At 60.3% G+C, this 24,607-nt stretch carries 22 protein-coding genes; 6 read left to right on the top strand and 16 right to left on the bottom strand.

Going from position 1 to position 24,607, the window contains the following annotated elements:
• Window positions 1-3: 3 nt before the first annotated feature.
• The 5 genes from argJ to JZM60_RS10755 form a co-directional block, all read right to left on the bottom strand.
• Entirely contained in the window at window positions 4-1,185 is a 1,182-nt protein-coding gene (argJ, locus tag JZM60_RS10775; RefSeq protein WP_207162465.1) for a bifunctional glutamate N-acetyltransferase/amino-acid acetyltransferase ArgJ, read from the bottom strand.
• A 7-nt stretch (window positions 1,186-1,192) separates the two neighbouring features.
• Complete coding sequence (secA, locus tag JZM60_RS10770) at window positions 1,193-3,892, bottom strand: preprotein translocase subunit SecA (RefSeq protein WP_207162464.1); 2,700 nt, start codon at window positions 3,890-3,892, stop codon at window positions 1,193-1,195.
• A gap of 138 nt (window positions 3,893-4,030) precedes the next feature.
• Window positions 4,031-5,332, bottom strand: a complete 1,302-nt coding sequence (locus JZM60_RS10765; protein WP_207162463.1) for a phenylacetate--CoA ligase — start codon at window positions 5,330-5,332, stop codon at window positions 4,031-4,033.
• 34 nt (window positions 5,333-5,366) lie between these two features.
• Window positions 5,367-5,915: an indolepyruvate oxidoreductase subunit beta gene (locus tag JZM60_RS10760; RefSeq protein WP_207162462.1), complete on the bottom strand. Its 549-nt coding sequence runs from the start codon at window positions 5,913-5,915 to the stop codon at window positions 5,367-5,369.
• Window positions 5,912-7,738 (bottom strand): thiamine pyrophosphate-dependent enzyme, encoded by a 1,827-nt coding sequence (locus JZM60_RS10755; RefSeq protein ID WP_241426224.1) that lies wholly within the window; start codon window positions 7,736-7,738, stop codon window positions 5,912-5,914. Before JZM60_RS10755 ends, JZM60_RS10760 begins: the two co-directional genes overlap by 4 nt.
• A gap of 203 nt (window positions 7,739-7,941) precedes the next feature.
• Between JZM60_RS10755 and JZM60_RS10750 the strand changes: the two genes are divergently transcribed.
• The 3 genes from JZM60_RS10750 to JZM60_RS10740 all read left to right on the top strand — a co-directional run bounded on the left by JZM60_RS10750 (window position 7,942) and on the right by JZM60_RS10740 (window position 10,825).
• Window positions 7,942-8,961, top strand: a complete 1,020-nt coding sequence (locus JZM60_RS10750) for a TRAP transporter substrate-binding protein (RefSeq protein WP_241426223.1) — start codon at window positions 7,942-7,944, stop codon at window positions 8,959-8,961.
• 80 nt (window positions 8,962-9,041) lie between these two features.
• A complete protein-coding gene (locus tag JZM60_RS10745) occupies window positions 9,042-9,524 on the top strand; it encodes a TRAP transporter small permease (protein ID WP_207162460.1) in 483 nt (160 codons plus the stop codon).
• Window positions 9,521-10,825 (top strand): TRAP transporter large permease, encoded by a 1,305-nt coding sequence (locus tag JZM60_RS10740; protein WP_207162459.1) that lies wholly within the window; start codon window positions 9,521-9,523, stop codon window positions 10,823-10,825. Before JZM60_RS10745 ends, JZM60_RS10740 begins: the two co-directional genes overlap by 4 nt.
• A gap of 67 nt (window positions 10,826-10,892) precedes the next feature.
• On the opposite strand, the gene JZM60_RS10735 is transcribed toward JZM60_RS10740, so the two are convergent.
• Genes JZM60_RS10735 through JZM60_RS10705 form a run of 7 tightly spaced genes read right to left on the bottom strand, consistent with a single transcriptional unit; the run spans window position 10,893 to window position 17,418 of the window.
• The gene (locus tag JZM60_RS10735; protein WP_207162458.1) at window positions 10,893-12,236 is read right to left on the bottom strand and encodes a TldD/PmbA family protein; all 1,344 of its coding nucleotides are present in this window, start codon (window positions 12,234-12,236) and stop codon (window positions 10,893-10,895) included.
• 22 nt (window positions 12,237-12,258) lie between these two features.
• The gene (locus JZM60_RS10730; RefSeq protein WP_207162457.1) at window positions 12,259-12,711 is read right to left on the bottom strand and encodes an N-acetyltransferase; all 453 of its coding nucleotides are present in this window, start codon (window positions 12,709-12,711) and stop codon (window positions 12,259-12,261) included.
• A gap of 50 nt (window positions 12,712-12,761) precedes the next feature.
• Window positions 12,762-13,679 carry a GGDEF domain-containing response regulator gene (locus tag JZM60_RS10725; protein ID WP_207162456.1) on the bottom strand — a complete coding sequence of 306 codons (918 nt, stop codon included), beginning with the start codon at window positions 13,677-13,679 and terminating at the stop codon, window positions 12,762-12,764.
• Complete coding sequence (locus JZM60_RS10720) at window positions 13,669-14,523, bottom strand: HDOD domain-containing protein (protein WP_207162455.1); 855 nt, start codon at window positions 14,521-14,523, stop codon at window positions 13,669-13,671. The genes JZM60_RS10725 and JZM60_RS10720 overlap by 11 nt, the downstream gene beginning before the upstream one ends.
• Window positions 14,513-14,842, bottom strand: coding sequence for a hypothetical protein (locus tag JZM60_RS10715; RefSeq protein WP_207162454.1), 330 nt, complete (start codon window positions 14,840-14,842; stop codon window positions 14,513-14,515). Before JZM60_RS10715 ends, JZM60_RS10720 begins: the two co-directional genes overlap by 11 nt.
• A gap of 38 nt (window positions 14,843-14,880) precedes the next feature.
• The gene (gene recN / locus JZM60_RS10710) at window positions 14,881-16,545 is read right to left on the bottom strand and encodes a DNA repair protein RecN (RefSeq protein ID WP_207162453.1); all 1,665 of its coding nucleotides are present in this window, start codon (window positions 16,543-16,545) and stop codon (window positions 14,881-14,883) included.
• A gap of 21 nt (window positions 16,546-16,566) precedes the next feature.
• The gene (locus JZM60_RS10705; protein WP_207162452.1) at window positions 16,567-17,418 is read right to left on the bottom strand and encodes an NAD(+)/NADH kinase; all 852 of its coding nucleotides are present in this window, start codon (window positions 17,416-17,418) and stop codon (window positions 16,567-16,569) included.
• A 144-nt stretch (window positions 17,419-17,562) separates the two neighbouring features.
• Here JZM60_RS10705 and JZM60_RS10700 point away from each other — a divergent pair, with 144 nt between their 5' ends.
• From JZM60_RS10700 to pfkA, 3 genes are read left to right on the top strand one after another with little or no spacing between them, the layout of a single operon-like run.
• Window positions 17,563-20,079, top strand: a complete 2,517-nt coding sequence (locus JZM60_RS10700; protein ID WP_207162451.1) for a glycogen/starch/alpha-glucan phosphorylase — start codon at window positions 17,563-17,565, stop codon at window positions 20,077-20,079.
• A gap of 14 nt (window positions 20,080-20,093) precedes the next feature.
• Complete coding sequence (locus JZM60_RS10695) at window positions 20,094-21,419, top strand: replication-associated recombination protein A (protein WP_207162450.1); 1,326 nt, start codon at window positions 20,094-20,096, stop codon at window positions 21,417-21,419.
• Complete coding sequence (pfkA, locus tag JZM60_RS10690) at window positions 21,416-22,375, top strand: 6-phosphofructokinase (protein ID WP_207162449.1); 960 nt, start codon at window positions 21,416-21,418, stop codon at window positions 22,373-22,375. The genes JZM60_RS10695 and pfkA overlap by 4 nt, the downstream gene beginning before the upstream one ends.
• Window positions 22,376-22,391: 16 nt before the next feature.
• Here the strand turns inward: pfkA and JZM60_RS10685 are convergent, their stop codons facing one another.
• The 4 genes from JZM60_RS10685 to JZM60_RS10670 are packed head-to-tail and all read right to left on the bottom strand — an operon-like array spanning window position 22,392 to window position 24,450.
• Window positions 22,392-22,976: an HAD family hydrolase gene (locus JZM60_RS10685; RefSeq protein WP_241426222.1), complete on the bottom strand. Its 585-nt coding sequence runs from the start codon at window positions 22,974-22,976 to the stop codon at window positions 22,392-22,394.
• Window positions 22,977-23,034: 58 nt separating this feature from the next.
• Window positions 23,035-23,358, bottom strand: coding sequence for an HNH endonuclease (locus JZM60_RS10680; protein ID WP_207162447.1), 324 nt, complete (start codon window positions 23,356-23,358; stop codon window positions 23,035-23,037).
• Window positions 23,355-23,813 carry a ribonuclease HI gene (gene rnhA / locus JZM60_RS10675; RefSeq protein ID WP_207162446.1) on the bottom strand — a complete coding sequence of 153 codons (459 nt, stop codon included), beginning with the start codon at window positions 23,811-23,813 and terminating at the stop codon, window positions 23,355-23,357. Before rnhA ends, JZM60_RS10680 begins: the two co-directional genes overlap by 4 nt.
• Window positions 23,797-24,450 carry a lysophospholipid acyltransferase family protein gene (locus JZM60_RS10670; protein ID WP_207162445.1) on the bottom strand — a complete coding sequence of 218 codons (654 nt, stop codon included), beginning with the start codon at window positions 24,448-24,450 and terminating at the stop codon, window positions 23,797-23,799. The genes rnhA and JZM60_RS10670 overlap by 17 nt, the downstream gene beginning before the upstream one ends.
• Window positions 24,451-24,607: the final 157 nt, after the last annotated feature.

Raw genomic sequence — 24,607 nt, 5'->3', positions numbered from 1 at the left:
GCATCAGGTCCGGTAATCGGCGTTGATCTTGACATAGTCGTAGGAAAGATCAGACGTATAAACCGTTGCCTCTCCCGCAGCCAGATGCAGATCAACCGTTACGCTGAATTCTTTCTTCCTGAGGACTTCAGTCCCCCGAGCCTCGGCGTCGCGACCGGCAAAAACGCCGTTTTCGACCATCTTCACATCATCAAAAAAGAGTTCGGTCCGGTCGGGGTCCACCTCTGCCCCCGAATAGCCGACAGCTGCAAAGATCCGCCCCCAGTTGGCATCCTGTCCGAAGAAAGCGGTTTTCACGAGGCACGAGTTGGCCACCGACATGGCGGCCCGCTTGGCATCCGCATCGGTGCGGGCCCCCTTGACGGTAATCCCCACGAACTTTGTGGCCCCCTCGCCATCCTTGACGATGAGCTTCGCCAGGGAGAGGAGCACCTCGTCCAGAAGCCGCACGAATTCGGCTGCTCCGTCGCTTCCGGCGGAAAGCACCGGGTTGCCCGCGGCGCCGTTGGCCATGATGAGTGCCGTGTCGTTGGTGGAGGTGTCGCCGTCCACGGTGATGGCGTTGAAGGAGCGGTCAACGCCGGCGGGGAATATTGTCTTGAGCCATGCCGGGTCCACGGCCGCATCGGTAACGATGAAGGCAAGCATGGTGGCCATGTTGGGCATAATCATTCCGGCACCCTTGGCGATGCCGGCAATGGTGTATTCCCGGCCGCCAGCCATTCCCGTGCGGACTTCAAGTTTCTGGAAGGTATCGGTGGTCATGATGGCACGGGCCACGCCGTCGAGGGTTCCCTTGCCGAGCCCCTGAACGAGAGGAGGAATCCCCTTCCGCATCCGGTCCATGGGGAGGGGTACGCCTATGACACCGGTGGAGCAGACGAGCACCTCATCCTCCGCCACCCCGATCCCATCGGCCACGAGCCGCGTTGTCTCACGGGCATCGTCCATCCCCCCGGGGCCGGTGCAGGCATTGGCATTGCCGCTGTTGACGACAATGGCGCGGCAGGTGTCGCTTTTGGTCCGCTCCTGATCGATGAGTACGGGGGCAGCCTTGACTGCGTTGGTGGTATAGACCCCCGCCACCGCCGCTGGCGTCTCGGAAACAATCAGCGCCAGGTCCAACCTGCCCGGCTTCTTTATGGCCGCCTCAACGGCGGAGAACTGAAAGCCTTTGATATTCATGGCGAACCTACTTTCCGCAGCATTTCTTGTACTTCTTCCCGCTGCCGCAGGGGCACGGATCGTTGCGGGAGGCGGATTTTTTGCTCTTGGCCGGCTGAGGAGGCGCGGCAGGCTCGTCTCCCAGGTTAAAGGAAATCTTCTTCGGCGCCTGCTTCTGCTGCTCCTCTTCCATCCGCTCCACATCTTCCTCACGGGCGATCTGGACCCAGAAAATCTTCTCCACGGTCTCCGCGGCTATGCGGGCCATCATGTCCATGAAGAGACGGTAAGCCTCCTTCTTGTACTCCTGTTTCGGATCCTTCTGGCCGTATCCCCTGAGGCCGATACCCTCTTTCAGATGGTCGATTGAGAGGAGGTGATCCTTCCACTGGCTGTCAATGGCCTGGAGCATGATGACCTTGATGAGGTGGTCCATGAGCTCGTCACCAAACGAGGCGACCTTCGCCTCGAAAGCCTCATAAACCTTCTCCCGCAGGAGCATGCGGAAGCTCTCGGGGGAAAGGCGGTCCATGGTTTCGGCAGGGAAGTCGGCCTGGAAAGCGAAGGTTTTGTAGATCGCCTCGCCGATGGCCTGCCAATCCCATTCGGAAGCATGAACTTTCTCGATGGCGAACGCCGCGGCGATATCCTCGATGGCATCATCAAGCACCTGGGTAAAATTGCCGCGGATGTCCTCGCCGCCCAGGATCTCGCGGCGCTGGGTATAGATAACCTCGCGCTGCTTGTTCATGACATCATCGTAGTCGATGAGGTGCTTGCGAATCTCGAAGTTGTGGGCTTCCACCTTCTTCTGGGCATTTTCGATGGCCTTGGTGATCATGCCGTGGGTGATGGCTTCGCCCTCCTCAATCTTGAGGAAGTCCATGATCTTGGAGACCCGCTCGGAACCGAATATGCGCAGCAGGTCGTCCTCAAGCGACAGGTAGAAACGGGAAGAGCCCGGATCCCCCTGGCGGCCGGAACGCCCCCGGAGCTGGTTGTCGATGCGCCGCGACTCGTGGCGTTCGGTACCGAGAATGTGGAGCCCCCCCAGATTCACCACCTCATCGTGCTCGACGGCGCACTCTTCTTTAAACTTGGCCAGAGCCGCCGCGTACTCATCCTCTCCGGCCTCGGGGTTCTCGCGGCGCCACTGTTTTGCCAGGGAATCGGGATTGCCCCCCAGCACGATATCGGTACCGCGGCCCGCCATGTTGGTGGCAATGGTCAGCATCCCCTTGCGCCCCGCCTGGGCAACGATCTCGGCCTCCCGCTCGTGCTGCTTGGCGTTGAGGACGTTGTGGGGAATCCCCTGTTTCTTGAGGAGGTCGGAAAGGACTTCCGACTTCTCGATGGATATGGTGCCCACCAGCACCGGCTGCCCCTTCTGGTGGCAATCCTTGATTTCTTCGATGACGGCGGCGAACTTCTCCCGCTCGGTCTTGTAGATGACGTCGGGGAAGTCGGGGCGCAGCAGCGGCCGGTTGGTGGGGATGACGGTCACGTCCAGCTTGTAGATCTTGTGGAATTCCTCCGCCTCGGTGTCGGCGGTACCGGTCATGCCCGAGAGCTTATCATACATCCGGAAGTAGTTCTGGAAGGTGATGGTGGCCAGGGTCTGGTTCTCGTTCTCGATAACCACCCCCTCCTTGGCCTCGATGGCCTGGTGGAGCCCGTCGGACCAGCGGCGTCCCGGCATGAGACGGCCCGTGAACTCGTCGACGATGATTACCTCGCCGTCCTTCACCACGTAATCCACGTCGCGCCGGAAGAGGGCGTGGGCCCGGAGAGCCTGGTTAACGTGGTGCAGGATTTCCATGTTCTGTGGATCATAGAGGTTGTTGATCTTGAGGAGCTTCTCCACCTTCAGCACCCCCTCCTCGGTGAGGGTGGCGGAACGGGCTTTTTCGTCCACGGTGAAATCGCCGGTGTAGACCTTCTTCTTGCCCGAAAGGGTGTTGGCCTCCTCCTCCTTCATCTCCCCCTTCTTGAGATGGGGGATGACCCGGTCGACAATGTAGTACTTGTCGGTGGAGTCTTCGGTGGGACCGGAAATGATGAGCGGAGTCCTTGCCTCGTCGATGAGGATCGAGTCCACTTCGTCGACGATGGCAAAATTAAAGGGGCGCTGCACATACTCATCCAGGGAGAACTTCATGTTGTCCCGCAGATAATCGAAGCCGAACTCGTTGTTGGTGCCGTAGGTGATGTCTGAGGCGTAAGCGGCGCGGCGCTCCCCGTCATCGAGCCCATGGACGATGACGCCGACCGAAAGCCCCAGGAAATTGTAAATCCGCCCCATCCAGTCGGAGTCGCGCCTGGCCAGGTAGTCGTTCACCGTAACCACGTGCACCCCTTTGCCGGTGATGGCGTTCAGGTATGCCGGGAGCGTCGCCACGAGGGTCTTTCCCTCGCCTGTCTTCATCTCGGCGATTTTGCCGCTGTGGAGAACCATGCCGCCGATGAGCTGCACGTCGAAGTGGCGCATGCCGTGAACCCTCTTGCCCGCCTCGCGGCAGACGGCGAAGGCCTCGGGCAGGAGAGCGTCAAGGGTTTCCCCCTTGGCATAGCGTTCCCTGAACTCGACGGTTTTACCTCTCAGCTGATCGTCGGTGAGGGCGGATATCTGCTGCTCAAGGCCGTTAATTTTTTCCACTATGGGCCAGAGACGCTTCAGTTCCCGCTCGTTTTTGCTGCCGACGATCTTCTTGATGATATTTCCAAACATTATCCATGGTCTCCTGGGGGATATTTAATTGGGGAAAATGCAAAGGGAAACGGTACCACAACGGGGGGAAATGCTCAATATATTATCGGGGAGATGGCCGGCCGGCAATACCTCTTACCTTCCGGCCATTTCCCTGCTTCAATAGTTCCTGTTATCGAACATCCTTTTGGTTTTCCCCTCGGAACGGGGAAGCTCACCATAGGGAAGAAGCGTCACCTCGCACGAAACCATGAGGCTGTGCTTCACGGCAGAGGAAATCCGGCGGGCCAGAAGCGCATCGTCGGCCGGGTTGCCGTCTTCCCCTCGCTCCACGCGGATCGTCATGTAATCGCGGCCATCGGCGCCACGGTCGAGTACCACCTGGAATTCGCTCCCGATCCCCTCCACGGTGTCGAGAATCTCATCAACCTGCCCCGGATAGATGTTGACGCCGCGGAAGATGACCACATCGTCGGAGCGGCCGAGAATCCGGTCGTGGCGGGGGAAACTGCAGCCGCAGGGGCAATCGCCGGGAATCAGGCGCGTGAGGTCACGGGAGCGGTAACGGATGAGCGGCGCACCCTCCTTTCGCAGGGTCGTGAAGACCATCTCCCCCACCTCCCCCGGCGCCACCGGCTGGAGCGTCTCGGGATTGAGAATTTCGAGAAGGTAGTAGTCGGCCCAGTAGTGAATGGCGCCGCCGCTTCCCGGCGCGGCGCAGGAGAGGCCGGTGCCCGGCCCGTAGACCTCAGTAAGCCCGGTGATGTCATGGACCGACTCGGCGCCGAGCGCCTCGCGAATCTTGGACAGGATCGCCTCACTGGAACGCTCGGCACCGAGAATCACCTTGCGGACCTTGAGCTTGTCCCTAAGCCCCCGCCGCTGGACCTCTTCGGCAAGCAGCAGTCCCATGGAGGCAGTGCAGCAGATGACCGTCGACTGGAGATCCATCATAAAGGTGGTCTGAATCTCCAGATTTCCGGGGCCAACCGGCACGGCAAGGGCGCCGAAACGCTCGCAGCCGGTTTGGAAACCGATTCCGGCAGTCCAGAGACCATAGCCGACACATATCTGGACGCGGTCCTCCCGCGTCACCCCTGCCATCTCGTAGCAGCGGCAGAACATTGCCGCCCAGTCGTCCAGGTCCTTCTGGCTGTAGCAGAGGACCTTCCGCTTGCCCGTGGTGCCGGAGGAAGAATGGATGCGAACGAGATCCTCAAAGGGCATCGCCCGCAGCGGAAAGGGATAGCCGGCCCGCAGGTCGTCCGCGGTAGTGAACGGAAGTTTTTGCAGATCGGCAAGGGTGCGGATATCTTCCGGCGAAACGCCGGCCTGCTCGAACCGCTCCCGGTAAAAGGGAGAATTGTTCCAGGCGTGGGCAACGGTCCACTGCACGCCGGCAAGCTGGAGCCGTTCCAGTTCTGCTTGCGAAGAGAAGGTGGCGGGAAAGCGGGTGAGCATTGTGGGAAAAACCTCCGTCGAAAGTAAAAAAGTCTTAACCCCTCGCTCGTTCCATCCCGAGCCGCAAAGCCCTGAGCGAGGCATCCCGCAGCTTACCCTTTTCGACCAGGCGCCTTTCGACGGTCTCGATGACTTGGTCGGCCGTGCAGAAGAGGTCGCCGCCGACGGCGAGCCGCGCCAGGGCAAAACCGAGGAGGATCAGGTTAAGGGATTGGGGGTTGCCGATCTCCAGGGAAAGGGCATCGGCATCAATGGTATGGACCGGGTGGCCGTCGAGGCCGGTCGGCGCAGTCCTGGCGTTCACGACGATCCAGCCGCCGGGGCGGAGGAAATGGCTATGAAGCGCGACATTTTCCTCCTTCATGGCAATGAGGCCGTCGGCACGACCCGGCCTTACCAGGGGGCTGGCGAAATCCCCCGCCTTCAGGTGGGAGATCACTACGCCGCCCCGCTGGGCCATGCCGTGGGTTTCCGAGGTCATGACGCGCATCCCTTCGCCCATGGCGGCTTCGGCGAGGATGCGCGTCAGGAACAGTATCCCCTGGCCTCCGACGCCGCTAATGATGAGTTGCTGACCGCTCATTGCCCCACCTCCTCTATCGCCATCCGCGGGCAGACATCGATGCAGACTCCGCAATCCGTGCAGATGAGGGTATCGATCACGACCCGCTTCCGTTCTTCGTCATAGACCAGGGCCGGGCATTCGAACTGGTCAACGCAGTAGCGGCAGCTGTTGCAGTCATTGCTGATGCCAACCTTGCGCCTCGGCGGGCGCTCCCCTTTGAAGGTCCGGTCCACCACGCAGGGCTGGCGGGCGATGACCACGGCAAGCCCCTCGGTGCGGGCAAAGGCAACCGCCTCCTTCACAAGGGAGGTAAACGCCGGAAGATCGCCGGGGCGGCCGGTTTTGCAGAACTTCACCCCGCAGGCCTTGACAATCCCCTCCATGTCAACCGTGGCCGTGGGGACGCCACCTGCCCCCCATCCGAGTGCGGGGGTCGGCTGGTTGCCGGTCATGGCGGTGGTGGCATTGTCGAGAATCACGAGAACGAAACGGGCATCCTGGACAACGGCGTCGATGAGGGGCGGAATGCCGGCATGGAAGAACGTGGAATCGCCGATGGTGGCAACGATATCGGGAACCTCGCCCCCAAGCCTATAGGCCTGGTAGAAGCCGGCCGCCTGGGAAACCGCGGCCCCCATGCAGAGGACGGTGTCAACCCCTCCCAGGTTGGTGCCCAGGGTGTAGCAGCCGATATCGGACGGGTAGATTCCCTTGGGAGCGGCCCGTTTGATGGCGTAGAAGCTGGCCCGGTGAGGGCATCCGGGGCAAAGGGTCGGCCGCCGCCCGCCTCCGGCCGGGGGCACTGGCGGTTCCTCGGCCGGAATCCCGGCAAAGGCGGCGATAATCCCCGCGATTTTCTCTGATGACAGCTCGCCCACCACAGGAACGAACCCGGAACACTTCCCCTTTACCCGATACCGGTCGGCAAGCTGCAATTCCATGATGCCGGCAGTTTCTTCGAGTACCAGGATGTCGTCGTACTTTTCAAGGATGTCGGTTATAAAGCCGGAATGGAGCGGGTACGGCTGCACCACCTGCCAGAGGGGGAGAGTATCCTGGAGCCCCAGATCGCGCAGCACTTCACGGGCGTGGGCCGCAGCTACTCCAGCGGCGACTATGGCCCGGGGGGCAGTCGCGGCCGGATTGAAGAGCCGTGGCGCAGTGGGCTCCCAGGCAGCGATCCGTGCCAGTTTCTCCTCAAGCTCCAGATGAAGCCGGTGCCGGAAATTGGGGGTCGCGGCCCAGCGAGCCGGATTTTTCTCGAAGAGTGCCTTGCGCTCTGAAGGAGCCACGGGGCCGGGAAGGATGTCTTGGTTTGCGTGACAGACCCTGGTTGTGGGGCGGAGCATGACCGGCACCTGAAACGCCTCGGAAAGCTCGAACCCTGTCTTAACCAACTCAAGGGCCTGTTCCGGCGAATCGGGGTCCAGCACCGGCACCTTGGCGCTCATGGCCATGAGCCGGCTGTCCTGCTCGGTTTGGGATGAGTGGGGTCCGGGGTCGTCGGCACTGATGACCAGGAAGCCCCCCTTTACCCCCAGATAAGCGGCACTCATGAACGGATCGGAGGCAACGTTCAGCCCCACCTGCTTCATGGCGGTCGCAGCCCTGAGCCCCGCCTGGGATGCCGCGTAGGCTATCTCAAGGGCCACCTTTTCGTTCACTGCCCACTCCACGTGCATCGGGAGCCGGTAGCGCGCCTGCCACTGCGCCACGCCGGAAAGAATCTCCGATGCGGGGGTACCAGGATACGAGGCCACCACGCTGCATCCCGCCTCCACGAGGCCGTGGGCCATGGCTTCATTGCCGAGCAACAACATCCGTTCAGTCACTTGCCGCATTCCTCCCAGCGTGAAAAATCATCAGATTTTCCGCGCTCGCCCAGTGTTTGTCAACCTGAAATCATTGTCCAAGCCCCCGTGCCATCGACAATCCACTTGAATTTTCATGGATTTTTCTTTATACATGAGCAGCCAAACGTATCATTATTTCATTAAAAATTGATCCGGCACTTTGCAAGCACTCATTTCAAAGGAGAACATCCATGATGAAACGGCTGCATCTGCTCACGCTCTCACTCATCATCTGCGTCATCGTCCTCGCCTCGGGAGCGGCCCACGCCGCCAGCGTCATCAAGCTCACCTACGCGAATTTCCCGCCGGCAGCCACCTTCCCCTGCGTCCAGATGGAGCGGTGGGCAAAGGAAGTGGAGAAACGGACCGGCGGCAAGGTAAAGGTACAGACCTTCCCCGGCGGTACGCTGCTCAATGCCAAGAACATTTTCGAGGGGGTTACCTCCGGCATTGCCGATATCGGCAACTTCGCCATGAGCTACCAGCCGGGGCGCTTCCCCGTCTCGGAGGCGGTGGACCTCCCCTTCGGCTTCACGAGTTCACGGGTGGCAAGCCTTGTTCTCTACGACTTGATCGAGAAGTACAAACCCAGGGAATTCGACAAGGTGAAAGTCCTCACCGTCTTCACCTGCCCCCCCACCAACTTCATGACCAAGGCACCGGTAAAGCGCCTTGCCGACCTTAAGGGGATGGAACTGCGGGTTGCCGGAACGAGTGCCGAAGTTGCCAAACGCCTCGGAGCAGTGCCCGTTGCAATGCCGCAATCCGAAACGCCGGAAGCGATCCAGAAGGGGATCGTAAAGGGGATGATCTCGTCACTGGAAATCCTCCAGGACCTGAAATTCGCCAGCTACACCCCCTATGCCACCATTGCGAACCTGCCGGTGGTCTCATTTGCGGTTGTAATGAACAAGGCCAAGTGGAACTCGCTCCCCGCCGACGTAAAGAGGGCGCTGGACGGCCTCTCCCGCGAGCAGGCGGCCTGGACCGGCGAGTACGTCGACCGGCATGTCCGGGATTCCCTCGCATGGTCGAAGAACAATTACCGCCACCAGGTCTTCACCCTGCCGGCCGAAGACCAGCAGCGGGTCAACCAGCTCCTGTCGCCGATGATTGACAACTACGTCAAGAAGGTGAGCGCCCAGGGGCTTAACGGCAAGCAGATCGTGGCGGATGTCCAGGTGTTCAAAAAGAAGTACGAAAAACGGTAAAAAGCGGGGACCGGGGACCGGGAAAGGCAAAAAGCTAAAGGCTTTTACCGGTCCCCGGTCCCTGGTCACGGACTTAAAACATGGAACGATTTCTCGGCATCATATCCAAATCATTCATGGTCCTCGGCGGCACGGCGCTCCTGGCGCTGGTGCTCCTGGCCACGGGCAACGTGGCGTTGCGCATCACCGCCGAGCCCTTTGCGGGCACCTACGAGATCGTCTCTTTCCTGGGCGCCGTCGTTATAGCCGGTGCCCTGGCGCACACCCAGCGGCGGAAAGATCACATCGTGGTGGACATCCTCTCGGAGAAGTTTCCGGCTCCAGTGAAACGGGTGCTCGACGCGGTTAACTATGCAATCACCTGCGCCCTGTTCGGCATCGTCTCCTGGCAGGTCTGGGTCTGGGGCGACAAACTCCGCGAGTCGGGAGAGCTGTCGGAAACCCTCCAGTTCACCTACTACCCCTTCGTCTACGTGGTGGCGGCCGGCTTCGCCGCCCTGACCGGGGTGCTGTTTCTCGATTTCATGAAGGCGCTGCTGCGCGGCAGGGAGGATGGGGAGTGAATGGTCCGATGGCCGGGGTCTACGGTATCCTGGCAATGTTTTTCATGCTTTTCGTGCTGCGGGTGCCCGCCGCCTTCACCCTTCTGCTCGTCGGATTCTTAGGCATCGCGGCCATGACGAACTTCGATGCGGCCTTCGCCATGGTCGGCTCGGAACTCTGGGGGAGCTTCTCCAACTATGGGCTGACGGTGATTCCTCTCTTCATCCTCGTAGGGGAAATCGTCCACTACGCCGGCTACAACAACAGCCTCTACCACGCCACCTACAAGTGGTTCGGCCACAAGCGCGGCGGACTCGCCATGACGACGATCCTCGCCTCGGCGGCCTTCTCGGCCATCAGCGGGTCAAACACCGCCACCGCCGCCACCATGAGCGCCGTGGCGATTCCCGAGATGAAGCGCTACAACTACCACCCGCTCCTCAACGCCGGCTCCGTCGCCGCCGGAGCAACCCTCGGGGTGCTGATCCCCCCGAGCATCGTGCTGGTGGTTTACGGCCTCTACACCGGCCAATCCATCGGCAAACTCTTCTTCGGCAATGTGATCCCGAGCGCCATCCTCACGATCCTGATACTGCTCACCGTGGTCTGGATCTGCCGCCGCCACCCCGAATGGGGACCGGAAGGGCCCAAGAGCGGATGGGGCGAGCGGTTTGCGGCGCTTCCCGAGGCGATTGACATCCTCATCCTCTTCGCCATCATCATGTACGCCCTCTTCACCGGCGTGGTAACCGCAACCGAGGCAGCAGCGGTCTCCTGCTTCCTGGCGCTCGTCATCTGCGGCCTGCGGAGAAAGCTGACCTGGAAAAAGCTCTCTGGAGCATTCGTGGATACGCTGCGCATCTCCTGCATGGTCTTCATGATCGTGGCGGGAGCCGTGATCTTCGCCAAATTCCTCACCATAACCCGGCTCCCCTATGAGACCGCGGAGTGGATCGGCACCCTCGACCTCCCCCGCTGGATGGTTCTCTGGGTGATCCTCCTCTGCTACATCATCGGCGGCTGCATCATGGACGCCCTGGCGTTTCTGCTGGTGTCGCTCCCGATCTTCTATCCCCTGGTGACCCAACTGGGCTACGACCCGGTCTGGTTCGGGCAGGTCATCACCATCGTCACCACCATGGGTTCCATCATGCCCCCCATCGGCATCTGCTGCTACGTGGTGGCGGGAATGTCGGGAATTCCCCTCGGCACGGTTTTCCGCAGCGGCCTCTACTACATGCCCTCCTATATCGCCTCAGTCGCCATCCTCATGGCATCCCCCTACTGGACGGTCCTGGTCCTTTCGGACATGGTGAAATAGAGATGTCGAGGAGCCCGGAATGGCGGTCAATCTGTTGCGCCAACCGGCTTAAGGTTTAGATGGGGCATCAATCATTCCCGCCGCTGACGTCAAGGGCCGAGATCCTCAATGACGGCGATCCCACGGTGCCGAAGAAGCGAAGGTCGTCCCCCACCCCCTCAACGCTCCGGAAGAGGTCCAGGATGTTTCCCGCTATGGCGATTCCCTTCACGGGAGAGGTCACCCTCCCCTCTTCAATGAGAAATCCGGCGGCGCCCACGGAGAAATCGCCTGAAATGGGATTGGCGGTATGCATCCCCATGACGTCGGTAAGAAGGATACCCCGCGAAATCCCGGCCATAAGGACATCTAAAGAAGTCGTGCCGTTCTCGATGAACAGGTTGGAAAACCCCATGTGTGGCGGAGACTTGATTCCGCCGCGCACGGCATTGCCCGTGGAGGCAACTCCGTCCTTGCGGGCACGGAGGGTATCGTAGAGATAACCGAGAAGCCTACCGTCCCGAACGAGAACCGTGTTGCGCTTCGGAACCCCTTCGCCATCGAAGGGGAGAGTCCCCATCCCGCCGGGGAGAGTACCGTCATCACGGATGGAGATGAGGGGGGAGACGATCTGCTCCCCTGTTTTCCCCGCGAGAAGCGACTTCCCCTTCTGGACGCTCTCGGCCAGAAACGCAGACGCCAGCACCTCCAGAATTTCGGTGGCCACGTAACGGTCGAGAACGGCCGGGCAGCGCATGGTGGCAATCTTCTTGGCGCCCAGAAGCCCCACGGCCCTGGCAACGGCCCGTTCGGCTATCCGCGCCACGGACAAGTCGTTGAAATGGTTGGCGTAATCGAAATCCCATCCCATCTGGGATTGGCCGTCCTCTTCGGCAATGGCCGAAACGCTGGCCGACACCGACGTGCCACGATACGATGCGTCAACGCCGCGGGAGTTGACGATACGGCACTCCACCGTCGATTCGCCGAAGGAGCATTTGCGCACTTTTTTCACCCGCGGGTCGGCGGCCATGACGAGCCTCTCCAACTCCATGGCGCGCCCTATCTTGTCCGCTTCCGGCACCGACGCCAGCGTCTCGTCGTAAAGCCCCGGGATATCAGGAAGAGGCCGGGGCTCCGGGAAGGCATGATGCTCGTCCGGGGTCTGGGTGGCGGCCCCCACCAGGGCGTTATCAACCATGCGGGCAAGGTCGCCGGGGGCCATACTGGTCGAGAAGGAGAATCCCATGCCGCCGTCCTTCAGAACCCGGATGCTCACCCCCACAGGGGCGGAACACTTGAACGTATCCACCTTCTGCTCCTTGACCTCAACGGAAAGCAGACGCGACGATGCGGCGGTCACTTCCCAGCCATCCAGGGGGCGGGCTTTAAGGAGAGCTACAACGGCTTCGGTCATCTCGCTGGTTTGCATGGGATTATTCCTTAAATCACAATTATTGTAGATCAAGAATCATCGCGATCTCGTCGCAATCGGGGAATTTCACGCACTTCATGCAATCGCCCCACACCTTGTGGGGGAGTTCGGATTTATCCACGACCCGCATCCCGAACTTGCCGAAGAAATTGGGCTTGTAGGTGAGGCAGAAAACCCGCTTGAGCCCCAACTCCCGTGCCTCGTCGATGCAGGCATTGACGACCTGCGTCCCTATCCCCTTGCGTCCCAGCTCTTCCGCCACCGCCACGGAGCGGATCTCGGCCAGGTCCTCCCATATGATATGAAGGGCTGCGGTTGCTACGATTTCGCCGTCCTCTTCCCAGACGTAGAAGTCGCGGATCGATTCATAGAGCTCCGAGAGGGAACGGGAGAGCATATCCCCCCGCCCTGCGAAGTGGGTGAGAAGTTTCTGGATATTCTTGACATCGCATATCTGTGCTTTGCGGAGCATGGCTGGATCTCCTTATGGGGTATGGACGTGGCGGCTCGTCAGTTGTCCGGCTATTTGCGCCGATCCATGACATAACAGCTTTTATGGGAACTTTTGGCCAGCTTCTTGAGATCCGCCGCCACCTCGGCCACCTTGGCGTAGTGGCCGATCTTCGGCGAATTCATGGGAACGATGGAGATGGCAACCCCCATGAGCGGCACCTGCTCCTCGTTCCCCTTGCGGTCGTGGGCAACGTAGAAGCCCCTGACTTTCTCCTCTTCACTGAAAAGCTCGGAAACCACGGCGGTGAAGTTGGCGATGATCCGCTCAGAGACGGCTTCAGCTTGTTCCAGCGGCACAATGAAAACGAAGTCGTCGCCTCCGATGTGGCCGGCGAACGCATCGCCCGCCTCCTTGACCGAGTTGGCGATGATGCGCCCGAGCATCCGGAGCACTTCGTCGCCATGGGCGAACCCGTAGACATCATTGTATTGCTTGAAGTGGTTGATGTCCACGTAACAAACACCCATGGGCTTGCCGACGGCATGCTCGATGGCCCGCTGGATCGAGGTGTTCCCGGGGAGCCTGGTCAGGGGATTATTGTCGAAAACCCGCCGGAGACGCCGGAGGGAAAGGACAATGCGGGTGAAGAGGTCCCGGTAGTTGAGGGGGATGGTGACGAAATCATCAAGGGGATATTCTTCCCAGTCGAACCCTTCGGCAGCCCATTCGGGAATCATTCCTATGACCGGAATGGTAGAAAAGAAGAAATCATCCTTCAGGCTGCGGATAATGCCGAGAATCGTCTGGTCGGGGGTCGCCAGGTCTATGAGCACCACGTCGGGGGGGTCTGAGTAGATAAACCCCATGACACTGGGAGGATTGTCAAGGGTGACCACCTGGTACCCCTTGCTCTGGAGGCGCAGCTCAAGGCTCCCATCCCCGCCGTTGGGGCCGGTGACGGCGATGATCCTCAGATTAGTTCTCATCGGCGGACTGTATCTCCAGGCTGAAGTTTTTGACTTCGACCAGCCGGTCCTCGAGCTCTTCCACAATGGCGGCAAGGTCGTCCTCGGTCATGCCGAGCCACTCCCAGGCCGTGGGCTGGATGCGGGGGACGTAGACTTCGCCGCTGAAGCCGAAACCGCTCGACTTGACGAGCACATCGGCCAGATGCACCACGGCAGTCTTCATCTTGTGGTGCTGGGCTCCCGCCACGTCGTGGTGACAGGCCACCGGTTCGCTCAGTTTATTGGGAAGGTACCAGTTGTGCACCAGCCACTCCCCCACCTCGGCGTGGTCGGTTTCGAGCACCTGCCGTTCAGCTTCAAGCATGGAAATGCCGTCACGCTCCACCATGTTGCAGATCCGCGCATAATCCTCGGCGCACTTCTCCTTGATAATCACCTTGCCGATGTCATGGAGAAGGGCTGCGGTGGAGATCTCCTCGACCTCGGGAAGCTTCAGGTGCCTGGCGATGATATTGGCCGCCACGCCGGCCCCCAGGGAGTGCTCCCATAGCCCGACGATGGTCTTCTCCATAATCTCGAAGATGGAAGAACTGAGGGCGAGGCTCTTGATGACATTCACCCCCAGGAGTATGAGGGCGTTTGAGATGGTGGAAACACGGTAAAATCCGTAGGACGGAGAATTGACCAGCCTCAGCACCCGGGCCGACAATATCTGGTCCGAGGATACCAGGCGGGCCATCTCCTCGATGGTGGACTTGCGGTTCTCGGCCAGGGCCTGGAGCCGGGTAACTACGCCGGGCAGGGTCGGCAACGAGCTAGTTTCCCTGATGATCTCGAAGATGTGATCCCGCTTACTCCCCACCTTCACCCCCCATGGAGCGGATAATGTTCTTGCGGTAGATTTCCTTCAACCGCCCCATGAGCGGCACGTTGGCCACCTTGCTGAACCGGTGGTCCAGGTCTGCCAGAAGGTCCTCCAGTGTCTTCTCCCCCTCGACGGCAACCGGGTGTCCCTCCACCGTGACAGACTTGATTCCCATATTGACGAGCCGTTCGATGAGCGATTCGGTAAGGACTGTTCCCCGACCGCAGATGGGCGGGACCTGGGGGTTCTCGCTGCGCCTGACGTCACGGGCGAGAATCATTTCCGGTGAGGCAAGGGCTATGGGTATCGTCTGCATATGGCTTCCGTCTCCGTAAAGGGTGCGGCGGGGCGCCCCTACCCTCTTTCCCCCTGGGCTATCATCTCCCGCGCGTGCTCCATGGTCCTGCCGGTAATCGTCATGCCGCCGAGCATCCGGGCCATTTCCGCCACCCTCGCCTCGCCTTCCAGGGGAGTAACGGCCGTTGCGGTCCTCCCCCCTTCCACACGCTTTTCGACCAGATAGTGGTGATCGGCAAAGGCCGCCACCTGGGGGAGATGGGTAATGCAGAGGACCTGCTGCCCTCTGCTGACCCGCTTGAGCTTTTCGCCCACGAGCGCCGAAGTGGCGCCGCCAATGCCGGTATCCACCTCGTCGAAAACGAGGGTCGGCACGTCGCTCTCCGGATGTACCTGCTTCAGGGCCAGCATGAGCCGCGAAAGCTCACCCCCCGAGGCGATCTTCGACAGGGGCTTCGGGGCTTCGCCCGGATTGGGGGACAACAGGAATTCGACCCGTTCGCGCCCGGCGGCACGGGGTTCGGGCAACTCCTCGAAGGCAACTTCAAAGAGGGCATGTTTCATGGCGAGTTGATGTATCTCCGCCTCCATGGCCTTTTTCAGTTCCTTCGCCGCAATGCGCCGCTCGGCGGAAAGCTCCGCGCCCTTGCGGTCCAGTTCCTCCCGCAGCCGCGCCAAGTCCGCTTCCAGCTCTCCACGTGTCTGGCCGCGGTTTTCGAGAGCTTCGATCTCGCGGTCCGCCTCCTCGCCATAGGCGATGATCCCCTCCACGGTGGGAGCATATTTCTTCTTGAGCCGCCGAATCTGGTCGAGCCGTTCCTCCACCCGTTCGAGCCTTGCGGGGTCGGCCTCGACGCGGGCGGAATAGTCCCGCAGGGTAAAAGCGGCGTCCTCCAGCTGGGCTGCAGCATCCGCCAGGGAGTCCGCAAGCGGCGCCAGAGATTCGTCGATGGCTGCTATCCCGGCCACCTTACCCTTGACTTCGGCCAGCCGGTCGAGCACGGCGCCATCGTCGCCGTAGAGGGCGGCATACGCCTCCTGGCTCGCGCAAAGAAGCTTTTCGCCGTGGGCCAGGAGGCCACGCTCCCGCTCCAAATCCTCATCCTCGCCGGGGCTCAGCGCGGCTTCCCGGATCTCCCTGGACTGAAACGCCAGTAGGTCGAGACGCCGGGCTGCTTCGCGCTCCCCCTCCTCAAGCGCCCGGAGCCGGTCGAGGGTTGAGCGGTAGTCGGCGTAAAGGGCGCCATAGGCCTCCCGTAGAGGGAGTATTCCCCTGAAGCCGTCCAGGAGCATCAGATGATTGTCGGTCCGGAGAAGGGTCTGGGATTCGTGCTGGCCGTAGATATTAATGAGCTCACTGGCGACCTCGGAGAGAATAGCCAGGGTGGAAAGGCTCCCGCCTATAAAAACCCGGTTGCGCCCCGAACGGGAAACCACCCGCTTGACCAGCAGCTCGCCGTCGCATTCGATTCCCGCCTCGGCGAGACGGGCCCCAAGAGGCGACCCTTCGGGGAGTGCAAAAACCGCCTCGACCGTCGCCTCGTCCGCGCCGGTCCGTATCAGTCCCGCGGAAGCGCGCCCACCCATGATGAGGTTCACCGCGTCAATGATGATTGACTTGCCCGCGCCGGTCTCCCCGGTGAGGATCGTGAGCCCCGGGTTGAAGGTGACATGGAGGGTATCAATAATGGCGAGGTTTTTGATGGAAAGGTCTAGGAGCATGGCTAATCGGGGACCGGTCCCCTATCGTTCCCCCCACTTCAATTTGGTCCGCAGCACCTCGAAGTAGTCCTTGCTCCTGGACATGACGAGGCGCGTGCTATGCTCCGCCCGGCGGACCCGGACGATATCGCTGCATTTGAGTTCCATCCCCACCTGGCCATCAAGGGTAAGGTAGACATCTTCATCCTTGGAGATGAGCCGTATGGCTACTTCGGCGCTTGCTTCCAGGACTATGGGGCGATTGGTGAGCGTGTGAGGGCAGATGGGTGTTATGGTAAGGCATTCGAGGTCCGGATGGACGATGGGGCCGTTGGCCGAAAGACAGTAGCCGGTGGAGCCGGTGGGGCTCGAAATAATGAGACCGTCGGCCTTGTAGGTTGTGAGGTAGTGGCCGTTTACCAGGCTTTCCATATCGACGATCCTGGCCAGCGCACCCTTGTTGATAACGGCGTCGTTCAGGACCCGGTGGGAGAAAACGACATCGTCGCCCCGCTCCACGGTAACGGCGAGCATCATCCGTTCCGACACCTTGTAGTCGCCGCCGATGCAGGCTTCGAGGGCGGGATACAGTTCGTCGAGAGTGACCTCGGTCAGAAACCCGAGGCTCCCCATGTTCACGCCGAGAATGGGTATTTCCCGGGCACCCAGGAGCCGGGCGGCCGAAATGAGCGTGCCGTCTCCGCCAAGAACCACCGCCATGTCGGCCAGTTCCGGAAGCTCTTCGGAGGTAATGCCGGGAATTCCGAGGTGCCGGGCGAAATGGGCTTCAACAAGCGGAACGAGTCCCCGCTCCTTGAGCCAATCTATAAGTTCACCGGCCACCCCTTGACAGCGGGGGTCGTGAACCTTGGCCAAAATGGCGATTTTTTTCATCGTGCCAACCCTGTTATTATGGTATAAGTATTGAATTTACTAGCACAGATCAGGGGGTATGTCCATTGGAAATTCCGCTGTTTAGGGGTGCTTCACCCCTGTTGCGACGGAGTTTTCCCCTGATCTTACCCTTAAGGTGACCCCATGAATGATGAAGCGCTGCCGACCAGCCCGGATTCCCCTGAACTCGACTCCCTCATGCTCATCATCAAGTCCTTTCTTGAGCATCTTGAGTACACCCTGGGCAAGGACAAATATTCCGCCACCCGCCACGACATCTTCAATGCCCTCGCCTGTTCCGTCCGCGACCGGATGATCGAGCGCTGGCTCGATACGCAGCAGGCCTACTACAACGAAGACCCCAAGCGCGTGTACTACGTTTCCATGGAGTTTCTCATGGGGAGAACCCTAGAGAACAGCCTGGTCAACCTGGGCATGCTCACCGAGTTCCGGGAAGCCATGAACTCCCTCGGGTACGATCTGGATCAGTTCATTGAGCACGAACAGGACGCGGGGCTCGGCAACGGGGGACTGGGGAGGCTTGCAGCCTGCTTCCTCGACTCCATGGCCACCATGGGGATACCCGGCTACGGCTACGGCATCCGCTACGAGTACGGCATCTTCCGCCAGAACATCATCGACGGAGCCCAGGTGGAGATTCCCGACAACTGGCTCCGTTACCGGAACCCATGGGAGATGGACCGTCAGGAGCACCTCCATCCCGTCAAGTTCTACGGCAAGGTGGTGGAGCACAAGGATGCCGAAGGGAACACCGTTTTCGACTGGATCGACACCGAAGACGTCATGGCGATGGCCTACGACACCCCCATCCCCGGTTACGGCAACAACACCGTCAACACCATGAGGCTCTGGACGGCAAAATCGACGCGGGAATTCGACCTTTCCTTCTTTAACGAGGGGAACTACATCCGGGCCGTCGAAAAGAAGATGCTCACCGAAAACATCTCGAAGGTCCTCTACCCCGCCGACAATGTGCCCGAGGGAAAGGAACTGCGCTTCAAGCAGGAGTATTTCCTGGCCTGCGCCACGGTGTACGATGTTCTCTACCGTTTCCGCAAGCAGCACAACGATCTGAAGCTTCTTCCCGAAAAGGCGGCAATCCAGCTGAACGACACCCATCCGGCGCTCTGCATCCCCGAAATGATGCGGGTCCTCATGGACCATCACCGGTTGCAGTGGGACACCGCCTGGGATATCACCACCAGGACTTTCGCCTACACCAACCACACCATTCTTCCCGAAGCTCTGGAAAAGTGGCCGGTCTGGTTCTTCGAACACATCCTGCCGCGCCACATCCAGATAATCTACGAAATTAACGACCGTTTCCTGGCGGAAGTCCGTTCCCGCTTCCCCGGAGACACGGGCAAACTGGAGCGGATGTCCCTGATCGAGGAGCACTGGGAGCGGAAGGTGCGCATGGCTAACCTGGCCGTGGTGGGGAGCCACTCGGTGAACGGCGTGGCGGCGCTGCACACGGAGATCATCAAAAACCACGTTTTCCGGGACTTCTACGAGATGTACCCGGAGCGGTTCAACAACAAGACTAACGGCATCACCCAGCGCCGGTGGCTCAAGTGCGCCAATCCGGGCCAGGCTGACCTCATCGGAAAGGCCATCGGCAACGGCTGGAGCACCGACCTGTACAAGCTTACGCAACTCCGTCCCCTGGCCGACGACCCGGTCTTCACGGCCCAGTGGCAACAGGTGAAGCGGGCCAACAAGGAACGGCTTGCGGAGTACATTCTCGCTCACAACTGCATCAAGGTGAACGTCGACTCCATGTTCGACTGCCAGGTGAAACGCATCCACGAATACAAGCGGCAACTGCTCAACGTGCTCCACGTCATCACCCTCTACAACAGGATAAAGGCCAATCCCGGCGGGGACTTCGTTCCCCGGACCGTAATCTTCAGCGGGAAAGCGGCTCCGGCCTACACCATCGCCAAACTGGTCATAAGGCTCATCACTGCCGTGGGCGATGTGGTCAACAACGACCCAGAAGTGGGCGACCGCCTCAAGGTGGTCTTCCTGGCCAACTATAGCGTCTCCCTGGCCGAGAAGATTTTCCCCGCCGCCGACCTTTCAGAGCAGATCTCCACGGCAGGGACCGAAGCATCGGGTACCGGCAACATGAAATTCGCCCTGAACGGGGCGCTCACCATCGGCACCCTTGACGGCGCCAACATCGAGATAATGGAAGAGGTCGGCCGGGAGAACATCTTCATCTTCGGCATGAACGCTGACGAAGTTGAAGAGCTGCGCCACAGGGGATACAACCCGAAGGAATACTGCAACCGCAACCAGGAACTGAAGAAGGTCCTCGGCATGATCGCCGATGGACACTTCTCTCCGGCCAACAGGGACCTCTTCCGCCCCCTTGTGGATATCCTCATCAACCAGGGGGATCACTACATGCTTCTGGCCGACTATGCCTCCTACGTTGCCTGCCAGGAAGAGGTCAGCCGCCTCTACCTGGATCGGGAACAGTGGGCACGCAAGTCGATTCTCAACTGCGCGGGAATGGGCAAATTTTCCAGCGACCGCACCATCGATGAATACGCGCGGGAAATCTGGGGGGTAAAATCGTTCAAGGTGCACCCGGTTCTGGATTACCGCCAGCACGACGTAATACCCGATTGAACACTGGTACGCCCATGACCGATCTTTTCGACGCAACTGCCGCTGCAGAAACCAGCCGTGACGCCCCCCTCGCCGAGCGCATGCGCCCCCGCACCCTCGCCGAATACATGGGGCAGGAGCACCTCCTGGCTGAAGGAAAACTCCTGCGCCGGCTCATAGAATCCGACACCCTCTCCTCGCTCATATTCTGGGGTCCCCCCGGTTCGGGCAAGACAACCCTGGCGCGAATCATCGCCAACGCCACCAAGTCCCATTTCATCTTTTTCTCCGCAATTCTCTCCGGCGTGAAGGAGATCCGCGAAATCGTCAAAGAGGCGGAAAACGAGCGAAAATACCGGGGAAGCAACACCATCCTCTTCGTGGACGAGATCCACCGGTTCAACAAATCCCAGCAGGACGCCTTTCTCCCCTATGTGGAGAAGGGGGTTTTCACCATCATCGGCGCCACCACGGAAAACCCCTCCTTCGAGGTCATCGCGCCGCTTCTTTCCCGCTGCAAGGTTCTCGTCCTCAACCCCCTTACCGACGGCGAGATAACGGCAATCCTCCGCCAGGCCCTGAACGACCCGGAGCGGGGGCTCGGGAAACTGGAGCTTGCCGTTTCCGACGAAGCCCTTGCCTTCATGGCCGAACAGGCCCAGGGTGATGCCCGGATCGCCCTCAACACCCTGGAAACGGCGGCACGGCTGGCGAAAAACGGACAAATCGACATGGACGCAGCCAGGGAAGCGGCCCAGAAAAAGGCCCTTCTCTACGACAAGGGGGGCGAGGAGCACTACAACGTCATCTCCGCCTTTATCAAGTCGATGCGCGGCAGCGACCCAGACGGCACCCTCTACTGGCTGGCGCGCATGATCGAGGCCGGCGAGGATCCCCTCTTCATCCTGAGGAGGATGGTGATTCTCGCCTCCGAAGACATCGGCAATGCCGACCCACGGGCACTGCAGATAGCGGTTGCAGCCCTCCAGGCATTTCAGCTGGTGGGGATGCCAGAGGGGCGGATCATCTTGGGGCAGGCGGCCACCTACCTGGCCACCGCCCCCAAGTCCAATGCTTCCTATGCGGGAATCGACGCGGCTCTGGCCGAAGTAAGAAAGAGCGGCGCCCTCCCCGTTCCGCTCCATATCCGGAACGCCCCCACGCGGCTCATGAAGGACCTGGGATACCACGCCGGGTACAAATACGCCCACGATTTCGAGGGGGGGCACGTCTCCCAGGAATATCTGCCCGAGAAGCTCCGGGGAAGAAAATTCTATGCGCCCCGCGGACATGGCTATGAAAAGACCATCAAGGAACGGATGGAATATCTGCGTTCGAACCAGGAAAAGGACACGAAATGAAAAGAATCGGGATTCTTTCGAGCGGCGGCGACTGCTCCGGCATGAATGCCGCCATCCGGTCTGCGGTCCGGACGGCGATCCGTCTGAACGTTGAGGTGATGGGCTTTCGGAAGGGGTATCTGGGTCTCATGAAAGGCGATGCCATCCCCCTGGACACCAAGGCGGTATCGGGCATCCTCCACCGGGGTGGAACATTCCTCCAGTCGGCACGGTCTGCGGAATTCAAGACCCCCGAAGGGCAGCTCAAGGCCATCGAGAACCTGAAGGAACTGGGCATCGAGGGGCTCGTGGTGCTCGGCGGCGATGGCTCCCTGACCGGCGCTCTGGCCCTGCACCGGCTCGGCCTGCCGGTGGTCGGCATACCATCCAGCATCGACAACGACATCCCCTACACCGACATGGCGCTGGGGGTTGACACGGCCCTCAACAACATCATCTACGCCGTCGACTGCATCAAAGACACGGCAAGCTCCCATGCCCGGGCCTTCGTAATCGAAGTCATGGGACGAAACTCGGGGTACCTGGCCAGTATCTCCGCCATCGCCACCGGAGCGGAATATGCGCTGGTCCCTGAACGGGAGTACAACCTCGACGAGATTTGCCAGCAACTCCGTGCCCGCTTCGAGGAGGGGCGCGACAACGCCATCATCATCCTCGCGGAAGGTGCGGGGCATGCCCAGGAGATTTCCGACAGCATCAAGGACGCCATCGGATTCGAAACCCGGGTGACGGTGCTTGGCCACTATCAGCGCGGCGGGGCGCCGACAGTCTTCGACCGGCTCCTGGCAAGCCGCTTCGGCAAAAGGGCGGTCGAGCTCCTCGTATCCGGCAACTCGGGGGTTATGGTGGGGCTTTCCTGCAATTCGGTCCTCGCCACGCCGCTGGAGGACGTAATCAAGGGCGAAAAGCGGCCCCAGGACGAAGTATTGCGACTGGCGGAAGTATTGGGAGTTTAAAGGAAGGGCGACGAGTTCAGGGCCGAAGCAGGTCCAGCACACTGCCATGGTGGTCAATACGCGCCAGGGCAGGAAGATGGTCAGCCTTGTAGGCGACAAAGGGGACCCCGGCAGCTTCGGCGGACATGCTGTCCACGGCCGAGTCCCCCACGAAGAGGGCCTCGCCCGGCTCGATGCCGAAGTGCTCGAGTACTTTCAGAAGGGGCTCCGGATGCGGTTTCGGGTTATTCACCTTTGCCGCGGTCATGACAAGGCTGAAATAAGCCGTAAGGTCGAAGCTCTCCAGCACGGTATCCATGGATGTGGACCGGTTGGTGCAGACGGCGAGTTCAACATGGCCCCGGAGCACATCAAGGGTTTCGCGGAATCCATGCTCCATCACCATGAGCGGCACCAGATCACGGTAATCAATGCTTGCGGCGCAGCGAAGCGCCTCGGCTAAATCGCCCGGTACGGGGAAAAAATGCTCCAGGACTTCCCGGTTGGCGTAGGTGTGCAGGATCCTCATCTGCTCTTCATCGGACCGCTCAAGGGGCTTGCGACCCATCATCCCCATAATCCGCTGGTAAAAGGCAAGGTTCGCCTCGAACGAGTCGAACATCACTCCGTCGCAATCATAAATTACCGCTTTGTAACGCACGCATACCCCATACCGCCGCCTATTCCGGTTGCCCTTCCCCGTCCGGCGATTCGGCTTTCAATGTTTCCAGATACTCCTCCCACTCTACCGGGAGGAGGTACTTCTTGCGGTTGTTGCACTCTTTGCAGGCAGGCACCACGTTGCCGCGGGTGCTCTTGCCGCCGCGCACGATGGGCACCAGATGGTCCATGGTGAGTTCGTCGGGGGCAAAGGTCTTGCCGCAGTAGTGGCAGAGGCCGCGGGCCAGCCGGTTCTTCCACCACTGGCTCCGGCGGAGTTCGCGCGCCTTTTCCTTCTCGCGCCTCACCTCCTGCTCCGAAACCTCCACGATGAAGTAGTTCACCGCCGCCCCTGCCCTTTCTTTTTCAGCTCATCTATGGCCCCCCGGGCAAGGGTGTCGCAGCGCTCGTTTTCCGTATGGCCGTTATGCCCCTTTATCCAGGCCCACTGGATTCGATGGATTTTGGACAGTTCATGGAGCCGCTCCCAGAGATCGCGGTTCAGGACCGGTTCTTTCTTGCTGTTGACCCACCCTTTGCGAATCCATCCGGGAAGCCATTCCGTCATCCCCTTCACCAGATACTGGGAATCAGTGGTGACCACCACATCGCAGGGGCGCGTCAAGGCCTCCAGCCCCCGGATGGCGCCGGTCATTTCCATCCGGTTATTGGTGGTTTCCCACTCGGCGCCGGAGAATTCCTTTTCCGTGGCTCCGCAGCGAAGGATGGTCCCCCATCCACCGACCCCCGGGTTGCCGCTGCAGGCACCGTCACTGAACAGTTCAACCCTGGTTGACATAGGCCCCTTCCGCCTTGAGAAGCTCGGCAATTGCAGTCATCACCCGTTCGACAATCAACTGGTGGGTTTCCTTTTTGTCTTCAAGCGCATAAAGATCGGAAAAATCAAGCGGCTTCCCGAACACGATTGCGGCATCCTGGCCAACGCCGGGAAATTTCCAGCGGTTGAGCCCCACGAGCGCAGTCGGCACCACCGTGGGCCGCGTGTCGTAGATTATCTTGCCGACGCCTCGGTTTCCCTGCCCCAGGACTCCGTCCTTGTGGCGGGTTCCCTCCGGGAAAAGCATGACTTTTTCTGTCCGGATGAGGTCATTGATGACTTTGCCGGCACGCACGTCGCGCCCCCGCTTGACCGGGAATGCCCCCCAGGATGTGTAAAGCCATCGCTGGAAGCGGTTGCGGAAAAGCTCTTCCTTTGCGGGCGCCCAAACCATCTGCATGGGATAGTACCGCAACACCGCCCAGGGGATGAAAATGGTTTCGTAGGCGGAAATATGGTTGGAGGCAATCAAGACTCCGCCATCCTTCGGCAGGTTCTCAATACCTTTGACCAGGAATCTGTTGATGGTGGAGGCGTAGAAACCGACTACGTGGGCGGAGAATGTAACCCATAGGCGACGTAACAGAGAAACCTTCAAGCAAACCTCTGTATCATGTGGAATGGATTGTTTATATCACTATTTCGAAATGAGGGGCAACCGCGAATACATATCCCCCCGAGGCAGCCATGCATGCCCGGTATCACGGAAAATACAACGGGGAAGCGCCAGCGACGCCTCCCCGTCATTCATCAAA

The sequence above is a fragment of the Geobacter benzoatilyticus genome (assembly GCF_017338855.1).
Lineage (GTDB): Bacteria > Desulfobacterota > Desulfuromonadia > Geobacterales > Geobacteraceae > Geobacter > Geobacter benzoatilyticus.
The sequence above is the reverse complement of the archived record's forward strand: the minus strand, read 5'-3'. Positions and strand labels throughout refer to the sequence as shown.